This is a genomic window from Variovorax sp. GrIS 2.14 (assembly GCF_046115955.1).
GTDB lineage: Bacteria > Pseudomonadota > Gammaproteobacteria > Burkholderiales > Burkholderiaceae_C > Variovorax.
Map to the genome: position 1 here is coordinate 1 of NZ_JBJXIA010000037.1, position 17,389 is coordinate 17,389.

Annotated in this window: 17 protein-coding genes and 1 pseudogene; 1 reads left to right on the forward strand and 17 read right to left on the reverse strand. The window is 64.0% G+C overall.

The genetic code is table 11. The features are described 5' to 3' along the window. Positions 1–344: 344 nt before the first annotated feature. The 15 genes from RCH10_RS25715 to RCH10_RS25785 are packed head-to-tail and all read right to left on the reverse strand — an operon-like array spanning position 345 to position 15,244. Complete coding sequence (locus RCH10_RS25715; RefSeq protein WP_409054574.1) at positions 345–1,334, reverse strand: tripartite tricarboxylate transporter substrate binding protein; 990 nt, start codon at positions 1,332–1,334, stop codon at positions 345–347. A gap of 34 nt (positions 1,335–1,368) precedes the next feature. After that, positions 1,369–2,370: a tripartite tricarboxylate transporter substrate binding protein gene (locus tag RCH10_RS25720; protein WP_409054575.1), complete on the reverse strand. Its 1,002-nt coding sequence runs from the start codon at positions 2,368–2,370 to the stop codon at positions 1,369–1,371. Continuing rightward, on the reverse strand, positions 2,367–3,455 hold the full coding sequence (locus tag RCH10_RS25725) for an SDR family oxidoreductase (protein ID WP_409054576.1): 1,089 nt from the start codon (positions 3,453–3,455) through the stop codon (positions 2,367–2,369). The genes RCH10_RS25720 and RCH10_RS25725 overlap by 4 nt, the downstream gene beginning before the upstream one ends. 21 nt (positions 3,456–3,476) lie before the next feature. Beyond that, positions 3,477–3,839, reverse strand: a complete 363-nt coding sequence (locus RCH10_RS25730; RefSeq protein ID WP_409054577.1) for a hypothetical protein — start codon at positions 3,837–3,839, stop codon at positions 3,477–3,479. Between the two features lie 5 nt (positions 3,840–3,844). After that, on the reverse strand, positions 3,845–5,200 hold the full coding sequence (locus RCH10_RS25735; protein WP_409054578.1) for an acyclic terpene utilization AtuA family protein: 1,356 nt from the start codon (positions 5,198–5,200) through the stop codon (positions 3,845–3,847). Beyond that, positions 5,200–7,329 (reverse strand): acetate--CoA ligase family protein, encoded by a 2,130-nt coding sequence (locus RCH10_RS25740; RefSeq protein WP_409054579.1) that lies wholly within the window; start codon positions 7,327–7,329, stop codon positions 5,200–5,202. Before RCH10_RS25740 ends, RCH10_RS25735 begins: the two co-directional genes overlap by 1 nt. Next, a complete protein-coding gene (locus RCH10_RS25745; protein WP_409054580.1) occupies positions 7,319–7,717 on the reverse strand; it encodes a Zn-ribbon domain-containing OB-fold protein in 399 nt (132 codons plus the stop codon). The genes RCH10_RS25740 and RCH10_RS25745 overlap by 11 nt, the downstream gene beginning before the upstream one ends. Next, positions 7,714–8,847, reverse strand: coding sequence for a thiolase family protein (locus tag RCH10_RS25750; protein WP_409054581.1), 1,134 nt, complete (start codon positions 8,845–8,847; stop codon positions 7,714–7,716). The genes RCH10_RS25745 and RCH10_RS25750 overlap by 4 nt, the downstream gene beginning before the upstream one ends. Further along, the gene (locus tag RCH10_RS25755) at positions 8,844–9,614 is read right to left on the reverse strand and encodes an IclR family transcriptional regulator (RefSeq protein ID WP_409054582.1); all 771 of its coding nucleotides are present in this window, start codon (positions 9,612–9,614) and stop codon (positions 8,844–8,846) included. Before RCH10_RS25755 ends, RCH10_RS25750 begins: the two co-directional genes overlap by 4 nt. 12 nt (positions 9,615–9,626) lie before the next feature. After that, complete coding sequence (locus RCH10_RS25760) at positions 9,627–10,682, reverse strand: cyclase family protein (RefSeq protein ID WP_409054583.1); 1,056 nt, start codon at positions 10,680–10,682, stop codon at positions 9,627–9,629. Continuing rightward, positions 10,682–11,458, reverse strand: a complete 777-nt coding sequence (locus tag RCH10_RS25765; protein ID WP_409054584.1) for an ABC transporter ATP-binding protein — start codon at positions 11,456–11,458, stop codon at positions 10,682–10,684. The genes RCH10_RS25760 and RCH10_RS25765 overlap by 1 nt, the downstream gene beginning before the upstream one ends. 3 nt (positions 11,459–11,461) lie before the next feature. After that, positions 11,462–12,232: an ABC transporter ATP-binding protein gene (locus RCH10_RS25770; RefSeq protein WP_409054585.1), complete on the reverse strand. Its 771-nt coding sequence runs from the start codon at positions 12,230–12,232 to the stop codon at positions 11,462–11,464. Further along, complete coding sequence (locus RCH10_RS25775; RefSeq protein WP_409054586.1) at positions 12,229–13,236, reverse strand: branched-chain amino acid ABC transporter permease; 1,008 nt, start codon at positions 13,234–13,236, stop codon at positions 12,229–12,231. Before RCH10_RS25775 ends, RCH10_RS25770 begins: the two co-directional genes overlap by 4 nt. Positions 13,237–13,247: 11 nt before the next feature. Beyond that, complete coding sequence (locus tag RCH10_RS25780) at positions 13,248–14,108, reverse strand: branched-chain amino acid ABC transporter permease (RefSeq protein ID WP_409054587.1); 861 nt, start codon at positions 14,106–14,108, stop codon at positions 13,248–13,250. Positions 14,109–14,128: 20 nt separating this feature from the next. Continuing rightward, complete coding sequence (locus RCH10_RS25785) at positions 14,129–15,244, reverse strand: ABC transporter substrate-binding protein (protein ID WP_409054588.1); 1,116 nt, start codon at positions 15,242–15,244, stop codon at positions 14,129–14,131. A 506-nt stretch (positions 15,245–15,750) separates the two neighbouring features. On the opposite strand from RCH10_RS25785, the pseudogene RCH10_RS25790 reads away from it, so the two are divergent. Further along, a pseudogene (locus tag RCH10_RS25790) lies at positions 15,751–16,143 on the forward strand (transposase); the annotation flags it as partial. Positions 16,144–16,261: 118 nt separating this feature from the next. Here the strand turns inward: RCH10_RS25790 and RCH10_RS25795 are convergent. Further along, positions 16,262–16,882, reverse strand: coding sequence for a hypothetical protein (locus RCH10_RS25795; protein ID WP_409054589.1), 621 nt, complete (start codon positions 16,880–16,882; stop codon positions 16,262–16,264). A gap of 19 nt (positions 16,883–16,901) precedes the next feature. Continuing rightward, positions 16,902–17,389: LIC_13387 family protein (locus tag RCH10_RS25800; protein ID WP_409054590.1), on the reverse strand; the 488-nt coding region annotated here is incomplete at its 5' end.

The window sequence follows — 17,389 nt, forward strand, 5'->3', positions numbered from 1 at the left end:
GGACCTTGAACAACAGGCCACGCAAAACGCTGGGTTGGAAGACACCGGCTGAGACCTTGAACGAGTATGTAAAATCCGTTCGACAACCCGGTGTTGCGACGACCGGTTGAATCCGCCCAGTTCCCGAGATCGCTGCTCACTGCACTATGTGAAAAGCGAGTCTTGCCGGAAAAAATGACTCGTTTTAGAGAGGTGTATTTCCACACCCAGCTAGAAGCACACGATCTTTCCGAAGGGCCTCGACCCGTGCTAGTTATCCGGGATGATTGATTTGTGCCGGCTAAAAAAATGCGTTGCGGTCTGAGCCTGCGGGATGATGGCATCCGGCGTGCCGGCGCTTCGGATCAATCGACTTTGGCGCCTGAAGCGCGGACCGTCTTGCCCCACTTGTCGACTTCCGCTTGCAGGAAAACATTGAACTGTTCCGGGGTGTCCCAAGTCGCCTGAAATCCCTGGGCGCTGAATCTGTCTTTCACCCGTGGCAGTTGCATGGCCTGCTTTAACTCCTCATTGAGTTTCGCGATGACGGCCCGCGGTGTTCCCACCGGTGCGAGCACACCGTTCCATGCGAACACTTCATAGCCCGGCAGGCCTGACTCGGCGATGGTAGGAATGTTGGGCGCCGCCAGCGAGCGCGCCGAACTCGTCACGCCCAGTGCCTTGAGCTTGCCGCCGTTGACGAACGGCATCGCAGACAGCATTGTGTCGAACATCAACGGTACTTGGCCCGACATCACATCGGTCAATGCCGGAGCGCTGCCTTTGTAGGGCACGTGCGCCAGTTTGATGTTCGCCATGGAGTTGAACAGTTCGCCCGACAGGTGCGTGGACTGGCCGTTACCGGACGACGCGAAGTTCAGCGTGTCGGGCTTGGCCTTGGCAAGAGCGATCAATTCACGCACGTTATTGACCGGAAAATTTGGCGTGGCCACCAGTACTAGCGGGCCCTGCGTCAGCAACGTCACAGGGGCGAAGTCCTTGACCACGTCATAACCCAGCGTTTTGAACAGGGACGCGTTGATGGCGTGTGCAGTGGTCGCTATGAGGAGCGTGTAGCCATCGGCCGGCGCGCGGGCCGCCAGGTCGGCCCCGATGTTGCCGCCGGCACCTCCCCGGTTGTCGACGATGAATTGCTGGCCCGTGGCTTCCGACACCTGCTGGAACACCACCCGCGCGACGATGTCGGTCGGCCCGCCCGGCGGGTACGGCACGATCACGCGAACAGCCTTGTTGGGATAGGACGATGCGGAAGCCGCGTCGTTCGCTTGCGCAAAAAGCGGCAGCGTGATTGCAACAACCACCAAACCGGTCAGCAGTGTTCGAAAAATTTTCATGTGTTGTGTCTTTGAAGGGATGAGCGTGCGTGGTTCATTCCAGCTTGACGCCGGTGGCCATGATCACCTTCGACCACTTCTGCAACTCGCCGGCAATGAACTTGCCGAACTCGACCGGGGTGTTGCCAACCGGCTCGGCCCCTTGTTCGAAGAACAGCTTTTCAACCTCGGGCAAGCGCAGGATGGCGGTCACATGACGCTGCAGCAGCGCTACGACGGCGGGAGGCGTGTGGGCCGGCGCCAGTAGGCCGAACCAAGCCGTCGATTCATAGCCCGGCACGCCGGCCTCGGCAAGCGTCGGGATGTCGGGTGCGCCTGGCCAGCGTTTCGCCGATGTCACGGCCAATGCTCGAATCTTGCCGGCCCGGATCTGGTTTAGCGACGAGGGCAGGTTGTCGAAGGCAATCGGGATCTGGCCGCCCAGCAGGTCGATCATCATCGGACCGCCGCCCTTGTAAGGCACATGCACGATGTCGATGCGCGCCAGCGTCTTGAGCAACTCGCCGCTCATTTGCGGTGAGCCGCCCAGGCTGGTCGAGCCGAAGTTGACGGTGCCGGGTTGGGCACGCGCCTTCGCCAGCAGTTCGGCAACGCTGTGCAGCGGGGCATCAATGTTCGCGATCAGCACGTTGGGCGTCAGTGCCACTAGCGTTACCGGTGCGAAGTCCTTGACGGCGTCGTAGGGGGCAGGCTTCTGCAGCACCGGAAGAATGCCGTGGCTGGCAATGGTGCCGAACACCAGCGTGTAGCCATCGGCCGGTGACTTGGCGACGAGCTGCGATCCGATCGCGCCACCGGCACCGGCGCGGTTGTCAATCACGACGGCCTGGTGTAACCGCTCGGCCAGCCGTGGCGCGATGGCGCGCGCCAGTAAGTCTGTAGTGCCTCCGGGAGGGTAGGGCACGACGATGCGAAGAGGTCGGTCGGGGAACTCGGCGCGGGCGGGCAGGGCGGCCAGAACGGTCAGTGCTAATGCAGTCGCGCCTATGCGCCAGAACGCCGTACCAGCCAGTCGGGAGATGAAGATATTGCTCATCGCGGTAGCAAGCGCTCGTGCTGCATGCGTTCCAGCCAGCGGTGCAGCGAGTCTTCGGTGTCTTCGCAACCGGAAAAGCCATGCTGGCGCAGCTTGATCGGACTCAGAACGGAGTGGGCTGGGTTGGGCACGCCAAAAGCCAGTGCGCGGTCGGTGAATTGCCATGAACTGCCGATCAGTTGTGCCAGCGTGAACGCCCGCAAATCGTGTTTGGTCACGATGCGTGCCCAGGCCGCCTCTTGCGTCGGCATGGTGCTGGTCAGTTCCGTCGGCACGGCGCCGCCGACGTCCATGCCGAAGCGCTGTGCGATGGAGCCCCAGATGTCCTGCCACACCAGCGCATCGCCGTTGACGACGTTGTAGGTTTCGTTCGCCGCGATCTCGTGCGTACCGGCAAACTCGGCGGCTTGCGCGATCAGCCGGCTGTCGCTGGCCGCATTCAGGTACCTGCCTCCGCCCGGGAAAGCCAACGGCTGTCCCAGTTCGCTTTGCACTGCTGCATAGGCTCCGATGGCCGCAACGATGTTCATCGGACTGCCCACGGCGTAGCCGAAAATCAATTGGGGGCGCAGCACCGTGAACGTCCATGCGGCCTTGCGTTGTCGCTCGCGCAACAGGTCTTCCTGGAGCCAGTAGAAGTTCTCGTGGACATGACGGGGCGAGCGCTCCTTGGCTGGCACTGGCGCAGGCTCGACGTGGCCGCCATAGGCCTTGGTGCCCTGCATCAGCGTGATGTGCCGCAAGCCTTTGGCAGCAGGTTCGAGCGCATCGAGCAGATTGCGCAACATCGCCTCGTTGACCGCCATCTGGCGCGGGTCACGCCAGCCCGCCACCAGTTCGGGCAACTCGTACAGCGCCGCGAACATGACATGGGTCACGCCGGACAGACTGGCGGTGGCCGCGCGGCACGCCGCCGCATCGGTTAGGTCGAGCGGGACGTGTCGCACACCTTCGGGCAAGGGAAAAGGCCGCCGCGACAGCGCGAGCACCTCCCAGTCGGGCAGTGCCGCGAAGTGCTCGACAGCCGCCGCGCCCACGACGCCACTCGCGCCGGCAATCAAGATCGTGTGTTTGATTCGCTTCATGGATGAGCCTTTCCCGAGGGGTCAGTCGGCTGGCAGCAGATGGGTACCGCGCAGTTGCGGGCGCAACGAGTCGGGCACGTCGATCTCGAAGCCGAGCACCGCGGCTGACAAGGCCTTGCCGTAGTTGTCCAGGCACAGGCTGCGCGACACGCCGCCGCCCAGGGCGCCATGGCAGACAAAGTTCATCGCCTCGATGTTGTCGACCTCGTAGCGCAACACTTCGCCCTTGATGGCGCCGTTGTAGAACGCCTTGAGGCGCTCGGCCGTCAACTGCGCCTTGAGCAGCGGATAGAACGCTGGCGCATACGCGAACACCGCGATGTTCGAGGTGTCTCCCTTGTCGCCGGAGCGGGCGTGCGCCACATGCTGAAGTTGGACTTTCATGCTGCTCAGCTTTCGAAATAGTTGATGGACGTCGGCACCTGCTCGCGTGGCACAAGGGCCGACCAAACGCCGATCACCTCACGTGTGCGGTCGGCGTGCGGCACGCGCTTGCCGGTGTGGGCGATGCCCGAGACCGCCATGCCATCGACTTCACGCCCGACCTTGGCGGCTTCGGTGCGGGTGGCCGTGCGTGCCGCGACACGCACCGCGATTTCGTAGGGTTCGGGCGCGTCGGCCGGGGTGGCGGCGCCATGGATCGCATTCAGTCCGAGGAAGTCCACGCGGTACTCCTCGGCCTTAAGGCCGACGATCTTGAAGCGCTCTTCCAGGATCTTCTTGGCCAGCGTGGCACGCCGCAAGGCACCGGGGCCGGCGTAGAAAAACATGTCTTCCCCGATGAAGCCTTCGGTGCAGCCGATGGAGACTTTCAAGGTCGGTGTGCGGGGCTTGCCGCCGATGTGCGAGATCTTCACGCGGTCCGGGCCGACCTGTTCGATGCGCGCCTGCGTGAAGTCGACCACGACATCGGGCGTGAGGTAGTTGGCCGGGTCGTGCACCTCGTAGAGCATCTGCTCCTTCACGGTTTGCAGCGTCACGGCGCCACCGGTGCCAGCGACCTTAGTGAGGACGGCGCTGCCGTCTTCACTCACCTCGGCAATCGGAAAACCGAAGTTCCATGGCTCTGGCACGTCCTTGAACCCGGGGTCGGAAAAGTAGCCGCCCGTGACCTGTGCGCCACATTCGAGCAAGTGGCCCAGGCCCATGCCCTGACCGAGTTTGACGTGGTCGAGCGGGTCCCAGCCAAACTCGTACATCATCGGCGCCATAAAGATGGAGGGGTCAGCCACCCGACCGGTCACGACGATCTGCGCACCGGCTTTCAGCGCTTCGACGATGGGTTCGGCGCCCAGGTAGGCCTCGGCCGAAATCAGGGTCGATTGCAGGGTCGAGGTGGGCTTGCCGTTCTCCAGGATGGTGTCGGTGAGCGACAGCACCCGATCGGTGATCAGGCTGCCGTTGACCGATGCCACCTTGATCCCCGTGTGGCCCATCTCGCGAAGCCAGTGAACGATCCGTTTGGCGGCAGCGTCCGGGTTGATCCAGCCCTGGTTGGTGATGATTTTGGTGCCTTGTCGGATGCAGGCCGGCAGCACCGCCTGCATGCGGTCGTCAAGGTAGGTGTCATAGCCCTCGAAGGTCGGGTCGCGCCGGGCGCGTACCTGGGCCGCCGACACCGTGGCTTCGGCCATCGTCTCGAAGCACAGGTAGTCCAGTTCACCGTGTTCGGCCACAACGCCAGCCGGTTCGACCCGGTCGCCCCACCAGGCAGCGCCGGCACCAATGCGTATCGTCTTGCTCATCAGGATTCCTTTGGAGGGGGATTGGGGAGAGTGATTTCTTGGTAGACCACGGCATCGACCGCCACGCAGCCCGCGCCGCGTGCGCCGACGATCACCGGATTGATGTCGAGTTGCGTGATGCCCGCAGCGTCGTCGACCATCAGGGCGCCGACGGCCGCGGCCATGCGGCAGAACGCCTCGACGTCGAGCGCCGGTTCGCCACGCACGCCGTCGAGCAGCGGTGCGATGCGAAGCCGGCGCAGTGCTTGCTCGACCTGTGGGGTGTCGAACGGCGCCAGCAGCACCTGGACATCGGGCATGGCCTCGACATACTTGCCGCCGTCACCGACCAGCACCACCGGGCCGAACACCGGATCGAGCCGGGCACCGATCATCAGTTCGCGCTGGCCGCGCACCATGCGGGCGACGATCACGCCGGTGAGCGTGATGCCAGCGGCGCGCGCCGCCTCGGTCATGTCGCCGTAGGCCTGTCCGACCGCGTCGATGTCGCGCAAGGCGACCCGGACCAATCCCAGTTCGCTTTTGTGCGACACCTCGCCGGTGCAGCCTTTGACCACCACCGGCGTACCGCCGAGGGCCGTGAATGCAGCACGCGCCTCGGCTTCGGAGCCGCACAGGCGATGGCGCACCGCGGTGATGTCACGTCCCGCCAGCAACGCCAGGCTGGCGGCTTCGTCCAGCATGCAGGCGGGCCCGACGGCGCGCGGTCGTGTTGGCACGGCCGGCTGACGGTGGGTCGCCTCCAACTGAAGTTCGTGATGCGACAGGTACTGACCCAACGCCTGGACTGCCTCGCCCTCGGTTGGGTAGACCGCCATACCATGCTTCTTGAAGCGGTCCGACACGCTCAATTGGGGCGCGGCGACCACAACGGGTTTGCCGGTTGCCGTCGCAAAAGCAGCGGCATCGCTGGCAAAAGCCTCCACGTCATACCCGGCGCCCGCCACCGCGATGCCGATGAGAAACGCATCGGCAGCCGGGTCCTTGGCGATGGGCGGCAGAATCGCCCCGAACAGACCGCTGTTGCTGAGCAGCGCGGCGGTGATGTCCACCGGGTTGGTGGTGGTGGCAAAGCCCGGCAGGATCGCCCGCAATTCGCCCTGGGTAGCGTCGGACAGCGGCTCCAGCGGCATGTCTGCCGCGCTGGCCGCGTCGGCCGTCAGCACGCACACAGCGCCGGAGTTGCTGATGGCCACCAGCCGGCGACCGCGCGGCTTCCAGCCTTGCAGATAGAGCTGCGCCGTGTCGACCAGGTCGACCATGCTTTGGGCGCGCCAGATGCCGTGTTCGGCAAAGAAGGCATCGACGGTTCGGTCCTCATTGGCCAAAGCGCCGGTGTGAGATTGCGCGGCCTCCTGTCCCGCTGCCGAGCGACCGGACTTGAGCGCGACGATCGGCAGATTGCGCACCCGGGCCACCCGCGCCGCTTCGGCCAGGTGCCACGGGTCCGGGATGCCTTCGAGATAGAGCAGCAGCAGCTTCAACCCCGGGTCTTCGGCCACCACGATGGCCAGCTCACAGACCGTTACGTCGCAGTCGTTGCCGGTCGCGTGCGAATGCCGCACACCGACACCACGGGCCCGCAGCAAGCCGTAGGGGATGACACTCATCGCGCCGCTCTGGCTGATGATGCCGACCGGGCCATCGGCCGGCATCACCTCGGTGAACATGGTTGAAAAGCTGGGCACGGCGCCGTTGCCGAAGTTGGCCAGGCCCTGGGAGTTGGGGCCGACGATGCGCATGCCGCGCGAGCGCGCCCGCGCCGCCATCGCCAGCTCGCGCGCCTTGCCTTGCGGGTCGCTCTCGCCAAAGCCGGAACTCATCACGATGCAGACGGCCACGCCGGCCAGTCCGCATTCATCCACGGCGGCGATAGCCTGCTCGCCGGCGACCGCCACCACCACCACATCGGGCACCTCGGGCAGTGAGGCGAGGTCAGGGAAGCAGTGCATGCCCTGCACCTCGGTACGCGTCGGATTGATCGGATAGACCACCCCTTTGAAGCCGAAGCGAGACAGGTAGGCGAGCGGACGGCCACCGATCTTGTTGGGATTGTCGGAGGCGCCGATCACGGCAATGGAGTTCGGCGCCAGCGCAAGGCGCAGCGCGTCGCGCGGGTCAAGAGACATGGGAAGCCTTGTCGAAAAATGGCAGGGAACGCCCAGCAAGGACCTTGATGGCGCCCTGCACCGCGTCCCCGATTTGCAGGGCCGGATCGGCATGCGCCATCAGGCGAAAGCCTTCGGCCAGGTCCACCAGGACCAGGCAGTAGGGTGCTATCGCCCGGAACTCGTCATTCGGTGCGCGCAGCACCAGCGTGCTCGCATGCACGACGCCCAGGCCCGCGGAAATGAGCGTGCGGGGCACGGCGTCACCGCAGTGCGGGCAAAAGCCGCGGTGGAAATACCACCGGTGCTGGCAGATGTCGCACTGTTGGTAGGTGATGGCCGTGCCGCCCACGGTCCAGTCCGATGCCGGCGCCAGGGTCGGGTCGGGGTTGGTGGCAGCGGATGTCATGCTTGCTCCAAGACCAGGCTGACGTGAGACGACAACACACCGCCATCGCCATGAAGCAGTGACACGCCGGCCTTGCGTGCCTGACGAAGGCCGGCACGGCCGGTCATTTGCAGGTGGGTTTCGGCCAGATGGGCCATGGCGCCGGCCACTCCGCAATGGCCGTACGACAGCAAGCCGCCGTGCAGGTTGAGTGGCATCGGGCCTGCGGCATCGAAGCGGCCTTCACGGGCCAGGGCACCGGCACGGCCCCGGGGCGCCAGCCCGATCTCTTCCAGCAGCATTGTCAGCGTGATCGTGAAGCTGTCGTAGATGGCCGCGTGCTCGACCTCGGCCAGCGTCCGGCCGGCGCTCGACAGCGCCTCGGCCGCGCAGGCGCCGGCCCCGACCTCGGTCAGGCTGGCGGCGGCTGTGACGTGTTGGGCGTTGTGCCGTTGGGCAGCGCCACTGATGCGGATCGGGTGCGCTCCGTCGGGCTTGGCCGAGACGATCACGGCGCAGCCTCCGTCGGACACCGGACAGCAATCGAGCATCTTCAGTGGCGTGGCAATCGAGCGTGATGCCATCACGTCGGCCACACTGATCGGCGCACGGAACTGGGCGCCATCGTGCGCCATCGCGTGCCGGCGCATCAGCACGGCGAGTTCGGCCAGATCGGTTTCAGTGGTGCCGAACTTGTGCATGTAGCGCGAGGCGACCAGGCCGTAATAGGCTGGAATCGTCGGCCCCAGTGGCACCTCGTAGACCGGGTGCCCGACCTGTGCAAGCACCTGAATGGCGGAGTCGCGACTTTGCCCGGTCATGCGGTTCTCGCCACCCACCACCAGCACGCGCTTGGCGGCGCCCGCGCTGACCAGCAGATGCGCCAGCATCACCAGCGTGAAGCCGGTGGCACCGCCGAGTTGAATCGCGTGCGCGTAGCGCGGCTGCAGTCCGTAGTGCTCGGCAAACACCGTGGAGAGCATGAGGTGTGGCATCGTCGTCGAGTAGCCGCAGATCAATCCGTCGATGTCGGCACGCAGCAAGCCGGCATCGGCCAGCGCGAGATCGGTCGCCTCGGTCATGAGATCGAGCGTGTTGCGGCCGTCGTGACGGCCATAGCGTGTCAGGCCGCTGCCCGTGACATAGCTCATGCAGCCTCCCGCTGTGCATAGTGTTCGGACAGTTCCTGACCAGCCCGCTTCAAGGCGGGCACCAGCATCGACAGACGCGTCGTGATGCGCTGCGTCAGCGCGGCGATGCTGATGGCCCCGATCGGTTTGCCATCGGCTCCCAGGATCGGCACGCCGATGCCGCCCATCTGGTCCACCACTACGTCCAGCAGCATCGCGTAGCCGCGCTCGCGCGCTTGGGCAATTTCAGTGCGTAGCAGGTCGGGCGTGATCCGTGGGTAGCGCTTCTTGAGGGCGGGCTGCAGCAGTTTGAGAATTGCCTCGACTTCCGAGTTGGGCAGCCATGCCAGCAAGGCCAGGCTGCCCGCGCCTGCGCCCAGCGGGCGCCGACTGCCCACATCGAGGTAATTGGCGCGGATCGGAAAGCTGCCGAACTCGCGGTCGATGCAGACCGACTCCAGGCCATGCCGAGTCGACAGCAACAGCGTGTCGCCCGACAACGCCGCCAGCCGCACCAGTGACGGCCGTGCGCGGTCGCGAATGTGGTCGCGTCCCTGCATGGCCATGCCGAGAACCAGCGCTTCATCGCCGAGCGAATAGCATTTGGTGATGGCATCGCGCTGCACGAAGCCTTCGGAGACGAGGGTTTCGATCAACCGCAGTGCGGTGGCCCGGTCCAGTCCCGAGCCGGCGCAGATATCGGTCAAGCGCAGCGGCTGCGGGGTCGACAGCACGCGAAGGAGGCGGCAGACCTTTTGCGCCGAATTGGTGGAGGAAACCTGGTGCATGAAGGCGATGATTCAGACGGTGGCCACGGGTGTGGTCGGGGAGCCCACGGCGCCCGGCAAGCGCAGCGGCGGTGCGGTCAGCAGGAAGCGGCTGCGGCCCTGGCTGCGCAACCACGAGGCAAGCGGTGTCAGGTGCCACAGTTCGCCCAGATGAATGCCCAGCTTGAAGAGGCAATGCTCGTGCAGTGGAAGGGTCGAGCAACAGCCCATGCGGTGCATGGCCGGATGGGCCTCGACCGCGTAGTTGTCGGCGATCAGCACGGCCAGGCCGCTGTCGGTGATCCATTGCAGCAGCTTGTCGTCGCGTCCGTTCAGCACGGCGCCGGTCTGGTCCAGCACTGCCGCATCGGGCTGGCGCTGCATGTCGAGCAGTGCCTGGGCGAAACCGGTGTGGAGGCACACCATGTCGCCGGACTCCACCGTGATCTTGTCGGCTTCCATGACGCGCATCAGCGCGTCGTAGCCCACAACCGTGCGGCCCGGACCGAGGTGCGCCTGCAGGTCGATCATCACGCCGCGCCCCTGCACACAGCGCTCCGCCATGTTCTCGATGCCGAGGGCGCGTGCACCCGACGTCGATCGCATGGCGCCGGGAGCGGGCACGCCGGCATCGACGGCATCCTCGGGCCCGACGATGTCGATGCCGGCCTGAAAGCCGTTGTAGTAGACCGGCTGCGGCACGCCGTCGCCTTGCGTGTCGAACATTTGGCCGACGTGGGCGAAGCTGTCCCACTGGGTCGAGTACTGCAAGTGCAGCACGGCGAGGTCGTCGCTCAGTACATCGGTCTGCAGCAGGTTGTCGGTGAACAGGCGGTAGTTCATGTTGGGCCGGCCGTTGCGCACCGTCGGCCGCAACACGGGCGGATGGCGCCGCGGGTTGAGCAGGTTGCCACCCGGATAGTCGAGCGGCAGGCTCAGGCAGAAGGTCAGGCCTTCATGGACTTCCGCGATGCCTTGGCGCACTTTCTGCGGCGTGAGCAGGTTGAGGCGGCCGCATTGGTCGTGGGGCCCGAAGTCGCCCCAGTTGGCGCCAGGGGGGCGCTGTTTCCAGCGAGGTTCGGTGTGCATCAGGCAGGCTCCACAAAAGTTGTTGATTGAGGTGAGGTGGCGGCACCGCCGAGGAACACGCGTTGCAGCAAATCCCCTTCGCGCAGTCCATCGGAAAAATCAGCAGCAGCGATGCCGCCGGTCTCCACCAAGTAGCCGTAATGGGCATGCCGCAGCGCCTTTTCCACCAGCTGTTCGACCAGCAGGATGGCCAGGCCGCTGCGGCACAGGTCGGCCGCCACGGTCAGGATCCGGTCGATGACGATGGGCGCCAACCCCCCCGAAGGTTCGTCCAGGATCAGCAGGCGCGGCTCGCCGATGACGCCCTGGCCCACGGCCAGGATCTGCTGCTGCCCGCCCGAGAGGCGCGATGCCATCTGGTGCCGGCGTTCGGCCAGTTCGGGGAACAGCGTGTAGATGCGCTCCAGCTTGCTGCGGTCGCCCCGCGGCGCATGGGCATAGGTGCCGATCAGCAGGTTGTCTTCGACCGACAGGGTGTGGAAGACGCGATGGCCTTCCAGCACCTGGACAATGCCGGCCTGGACGATGGCGCGCGGGCTGGCTGCACTTAGGTCTTTCCCCTCGAAGTGGACACTGCCCGAACGCTTCGCCACCAGTCCCGAAATAGCATGCAGCAGCGTGCTCTTACCCGCGCCATTGCGCCCCAGTATGACGACGAACTCGCCGGCTCGCACCTCCATCGAGATGCCGTGCACCACCTCGGCCTTGCCGTAGGCCACGTGCACGTCGCGCACTTCGAGCAGGGCTTTTGCGGGTCGCTGGCGTGGTGAATTCATGGCTCAGGCTCCGAGGTAGACACGGATGACTTCGGGGTCGGTACGGACTTCGTCCGGCGTGCCGTGTTTGATCATTCGCCCGACGTTGAGCGCGGTCACACGGTCGCACAGGCGGAACACAAAGTCGGTGTGGTGTTCGACCAGCAGCACGCCGACACCGGCGTTGCGCACGGTGCGGATCACGGCTGCCAGGTGTTCGATCTCCTGGCCAGTCAGCCCGCCGGCGGGTTCGTCCAGCAGCAGGAAACGCGGACGCATGGCCAGCCCGCGCGCGATTTCGAGAAAGCGTTGCTCGGCATGGTCCAGCAGGCTGGCACGCCGGTGCAACACATGGCCCAGGCCGACGCCGTGCAGCAGTTCGGTGGCCTTGGCGCGCATAGCCTGCTCCTCGCGCGCCACTTGCGGGAGGCCGACGGCAGTGGTCAGGAAGCCGGCCCTGGCATGCGGCCAAGCGCCGAGCATGGCGTTGTCGAGCACAGACAGCGTAGGCAGCAGGCGGGGCTTCTGGAAAGTACGTGCCACGCCGATGCCGGCGCGGCGTTGCACACTGGCCGAGGCCAGTTCTTCACGCGCCAGCCGGATCGATCCAGAGGTCGGCTGGTAGTAGCCCGAGAGCAGGTTGAGCAGCGTCGTCTTGCCGCTGCCGTTCGGGCCGATCAGTCCGTGAACTTCGCCTGGCTGCAACGACAGCGAAACCTTTTCGAGCGCATTGATGCCGCCGAAATGCTTGGTGATGGCAAGCGCTTCCAGCGCGGGAGTCGACGCCCCACTCAACGCGGCTCTCCCAGGGCACGGGCCAGACGATCAAGGTCCGGCGTGATCGCGTCCTGCCGTTCGGCGCGGGGGCGTAGGCGCTGGGCCAGCACCTCAAAGGTCCTGCCGATGCCTTCCGGCACGATCAGCACCACCGCTAGCAGCAACAGGCCGTAGAAGAAGTGCCCGAGCTTGGCCAGTGGCGCGACGAGTTCGGGCAGGGCGGTCAACACCACCGTGCCAATCAGCGGGCCGATCAGGCTGCCACGTCCCCCGATCACGATGCAGACAAAGAAGAACAGGCTCAGGTCGAAGACGAAGGTGTCCGGCGTGATGTAACTCTGCAGGCTGGCGAATAGCGCCCCCGATACACCTGCAGTGACGCCGCTGAAAACAAACACCGTCAGCTTGGCGCGAAACAGCGGCACGCCCACGGCCTGTGCCGCGACAGGGTTGTCACGGATCGCCATCAGGCCACGACCCCACATGCGCCGGGCGATGTTCCAGCTCAGCAATGTGACCACCAGCGCCAGACCGGCTGCGAGGAAATAGAACCCCTGCGGCGTGTCGAACGGGGCTGAGAATTGCGGCCCGGGGAGGCCGATGCCGCCGCCGGTCAAGCCGACCTGTGCCAGTACCAACTCGTTCACGATCACCGCGAACGCCATCGTCGCCATGGCGAAGTAGAACCCCGGAAGCCGCAACGAGGGCAGTCCCAGTGCCAGCCCGCACAGCCCGCCGATGGCACCGGCGGCCGCCGTAGCGACGAGTGGTGGCCAGTCCAGCTTGCCCGTCAGGATGGCGAAAGCATAGGCGCCGATGGCCAGCAGGCCGACATGGCCGATGGACAACTGGCCGCCGTAGCCGACCACCAGATTGAGTCCGGCAATCAATATCCAGTACACGGCGATGAGCGCCGCCAGATGAAGCTGGTACTGGTCACCGGCCCACCAGGGCAGCGTCGCGGCCAGTAACGCACCCAGTGCAAGGGCGAACGGCTTGACTCGGCGTTGAACGTTTGGCATCGGGTTAGCCATCAGACAGGCCTCACGTTCTTAAAGCCGAGCAGTCCTTCGGGCTTGATCAGCAACACGATCATCAGGAGGCCCACGGCGATGGTCTGCTGGTACTCGCCACCGAACCAGTGGCTCGCGAAGGCATTGAACAGACCGAGTGCCAGTCCGCCGATCAGTGCACCGATGTTGCTGCCCAGTCCGCCGACGGCCAGCGCGATGAAGCCGTTGAGCGTGAGCGTCAGGCCCAGGGCGAAGTACGCGAAGGTCAGTTGGCCCGCCGCGAAACCGGCCAGCCCACCCAAGGCACCGGACAGCACGTAGGAGATGACCCGAATGCGGTCGGTCGAGACGCCCCGCGCACGCGCTGCGAACGCATCCTCCGACATCGCCAGGAACAGCTTGCCGTACATCGTGCGCCGATAGAACAGTTCCAGTCCGATGGCCATCAGCACCGTGACGCCGATCGGCAGCCAGAACTTCTGGTCCAGCACGCCGGCGCTGAAGTCCTGCGCAAAAAGACGTGGAAATGGCTTGGGCTCCGTGCCCCACCATAGCGCGACGGCCTGTTGCACCATCGTGGCCAGTGCCAGTGTGCTCAGCAGCCAGAGGTGCTCGTCACTGCGGTTGAGCACGCGCCGGATCGCCAGCGACTCTGTCGCCCAGCCGAAGGCAGAGCCCACCAGCATGGCGCCGATCAGGCCGATACCCCAAGGCACATGCAAGGTCGTGACAAACCATGCGCCGAACACGCCGCCGAGCATGGCGATGTGGCCGGTCGTCACCGACAGGACCTTAGAGGTGGAATACATCACGTTGTAGACCAGTGCGATGGCCGCATACAGCATGCCGATGGCAAGGCCCGAGACAAAGACGCTGAGCATGAAAAGCGTGCCGCGTCAGTTCAGCGGGGCGCGAGTTTGAAGCTGCCGTCCTTGAACGTGTTGGCCACGTTCACCGCCATGTTGCTGTCCGGAAAGCCATTGCGTTGCGTCGGGCTCCACGAGTAGGTGCTGTAGACGCCACGAAAGTCCTTGGTGTTTTCAAGCGCCTTCTGGATTGCCGCCGGATCGGTCGAGCCCGCCGTTTTGGCCGCGTGCTCGATGATCTTGACCGTGTCGTAACCCATCGCCACCCACCAGAACAGCACGTCGATGTCGCCACTGCCAAGCGTTGGGCGCACCTTGTTCATCAACGCTTGGGTGCGTTCGGGCAGCTTGTCGTCCGCGCCATACGTGGTGCTCTGATAGCCGGATGCGAAAGTGTTCTCCCAGTACTCGGGCTTGTTCAGCAGTTTGCGGATCTGCGCCGCCATCAGCGCGGGATGGCCCACCACCGGAACGCTCCAGCCCATATCTCCGCGGGCATTCAACAGCCGGCCAAGCAGGCCGGTCGCGGCCGACCACGGCATCACGACCTCGGCCCCTGCAGCGCGCGCTTTGGTCATCTCGTCGGTGAGGTCGGTTTTGTTCGGGTCGACCAGCACGACGTAGACCGGTTTGATGCCGGCCTTTTCAAGCAGCTCCTGGGCTGTCTTGGCGCTTGCCGTGCCATAGCCGGCGGTGTCGGCAATGATCGCGATCTTGGTCTTTTTCAACGATTGAAGGACGTAGTCGTTGGCCGTAGAGATCCACTGTTTATTAGTGTTGATAGCCCGGAACGCACGCGGGTACTTGACGGCATCGGTCAGTTCGTCGATCGAGCCGACCACGATGTTCGGCACACCGGCGCGCGCCAGGACCGGCGTCGTGGCCAGGCCTTCGCCCGAGTTGACCGGGCCGATCACGAACTGCACCTTGTCGCTGTAGGCCAGTTGTTGGGCGAAGTTGACCGCCTTGGTCGGGTCGCCGGCGGTGTCGCGGGTCAGCAGTTCGATGGGCCGGCCCAGAATGCCGCCGGCCTTGTTGATTTCGTCCACGGCAATTTGAACTCCCTGGTTTTCGGCCACGGCCGCCGACGACAGCGGACCGGTCAGCGATGAAAGCCAGCCAATGCGGATCGGCTGGGCGGAGGCTGCCACGACGGCACAACCGAGTAAGGCGCCCATTGCCCAATGACGACCAATGTTTGTCCAACGAAATTGCATGTTGTCTCCAGAATTGTGCTGACGATGTCTCGATTCGTGGTTATTTTCCAGTGTTCCGTTGCCAGGAGTCAACGCACTCGGTCAATGCTTTGGCTCCGAAGTGGCCTCGATTGAGTAGGAAAACCCGAATTACAGTTCGACAGTCAAACTCTTTGGCGCGACGCTGCGACGGCGATTTCTGTTCCTGTCGATGGCCTGCAAGCCAAGACCGGTGCTCGGCACCGGCGTGCTATCAAGACGCCCGGCGTCACTTGGCGACGCCTCATTTCACAGGCTCATTTAGTTCTCATGAGAGGTCTTTGACTGCGCCGGTTGAATCTTGACCCACCGGGGGTGCAGCGGATTTCTTGGACTACCTTTGGAGGTAGTTCATGTATTCATACGAAGATCGCGTACGGGCCGTCGAGCTCTACGTCAAGCTGGGGAAGCGCACCGGCGCGACGATCGGCACGCGACCGGACGCTGAGCTCGTGAACACGATGCTGGACGCAGCCATCGAGACGATTCCCGCCGACAGCGAACGCCCTGTCGTGCACTCCGATCGCGGAGCCCACTACCGCTGGCCTGGATGGCTGTCGCGCATCGCGGATGCCAAGCTGATTCGGTCGATGTCACGCAAGGGCTGCTCGCCTGACAACGCAGCTTGCGAAGGCTTCTCCGGTCGATTAAAAACGGAGATGTTCTATCGTCGCGACTGGCGGGCAACAGGCATAGACCAGTTCACCCATGCTCTGGACTCATACATCCGCTGATACACCGAGAAGCGGATCAAGATCTCCCTCGGCGGTCTCAGTCCAGTTGAATACCGCACAAGCCTGATGATCGCGGCATAACCCAGTCCAAGAAATCCGCCGCACCCCCTCTGGGTCAAATACGCGCCGGCGCCAACACAATTTACCCGCCGAGTGAGCGGGCGAAGCCCGCTTGCGAAGGTCGGTGTCGAATGGCTTGTTAGGCGCGCGGTACATAGATTGCCCTGTATTCAGGTGGTATTTCCGCGCGGTAGAACACGCCGGCCAGCAAGAGGACGATGACCAGAGATACCAACGATCCAACCGCTACAGGCAAGGCGATAAAGAGGAAAGGAGAAGATCGGCCAGATGATTTCGCGCGCCAGTACGCGGCACAACCGAGATGCGTGAACAGCGCCAGCACGCCAAGCAGGTAGTATGGTGCGAAGAAAAGCTGAAACGGGCGAACTTGAAAGCCAGCGGCAGCAAAGTAGAAGTTCGTGTCGAGGCCAAGGGATAACCGCCCGAACAACACCGCGCTGACATGTACCACCAGGAAGAAGGCAAGGTAGGTACCGGCGACAGCCTGCAACCATGAGACGGTGCCACGCCTCTGCCTCCAACCGCGTGCAACAAGCCATAGACCACTGAGTACTTGAAAGAGGACGCACGCGAGTAGTACGGCATCGACAAAGCGGATGCGATACACCGACCGCGCCGCCTCCATGAATGCGATGTGCGTTGCGGTGCCACCCAGCGCGGCAAGATGATTCGCAATGTGAATGGCTGCGTACGACGTTATGACCGTTGCCGAAATGGCGTGGAAAGTTCGAAGACGCATGGCGTTTCACTTTGCGGCGCTATGCCAGGTTGAAAACGAGTCCCAAACAGTAGAGAACCGCCGCCAGCACGATGCCGCGAAACGGTATGCTGAACCAATAGAGCTTGCCGAGTACTGCGTAGCCAACTAGGAGCAAAAGACCGACCGCGAGCAAGAACCAAGACTGAAATAGGAATGCGCTGTGTAAGATTGCGAGATAGCCATACACAGCCCCAAACAGGATGGCACCGTAACTATGGCTTGCGTTAAAGCCAATCCATGCTCGCCACATAGTAGTTTCTCGGCTGATGACTGGTGAAACAGTCATCAGCTTGGCTTTGAGTTCTGTGTCACGAGGATCCAATTTCGATCCGTGAAAGGTGTAGATCAAATGGACGAGTCCGAGCAGGAAGATGATTGCCGCACTAGGGAGACGCTTATATGGGCGCCTCCCGGATTGCAAGAACTCGTATGTGTGAAGATTCAGGAGGCAGGGCTGCAGTCTTATATCCGGCCTGTTGTGCAAGC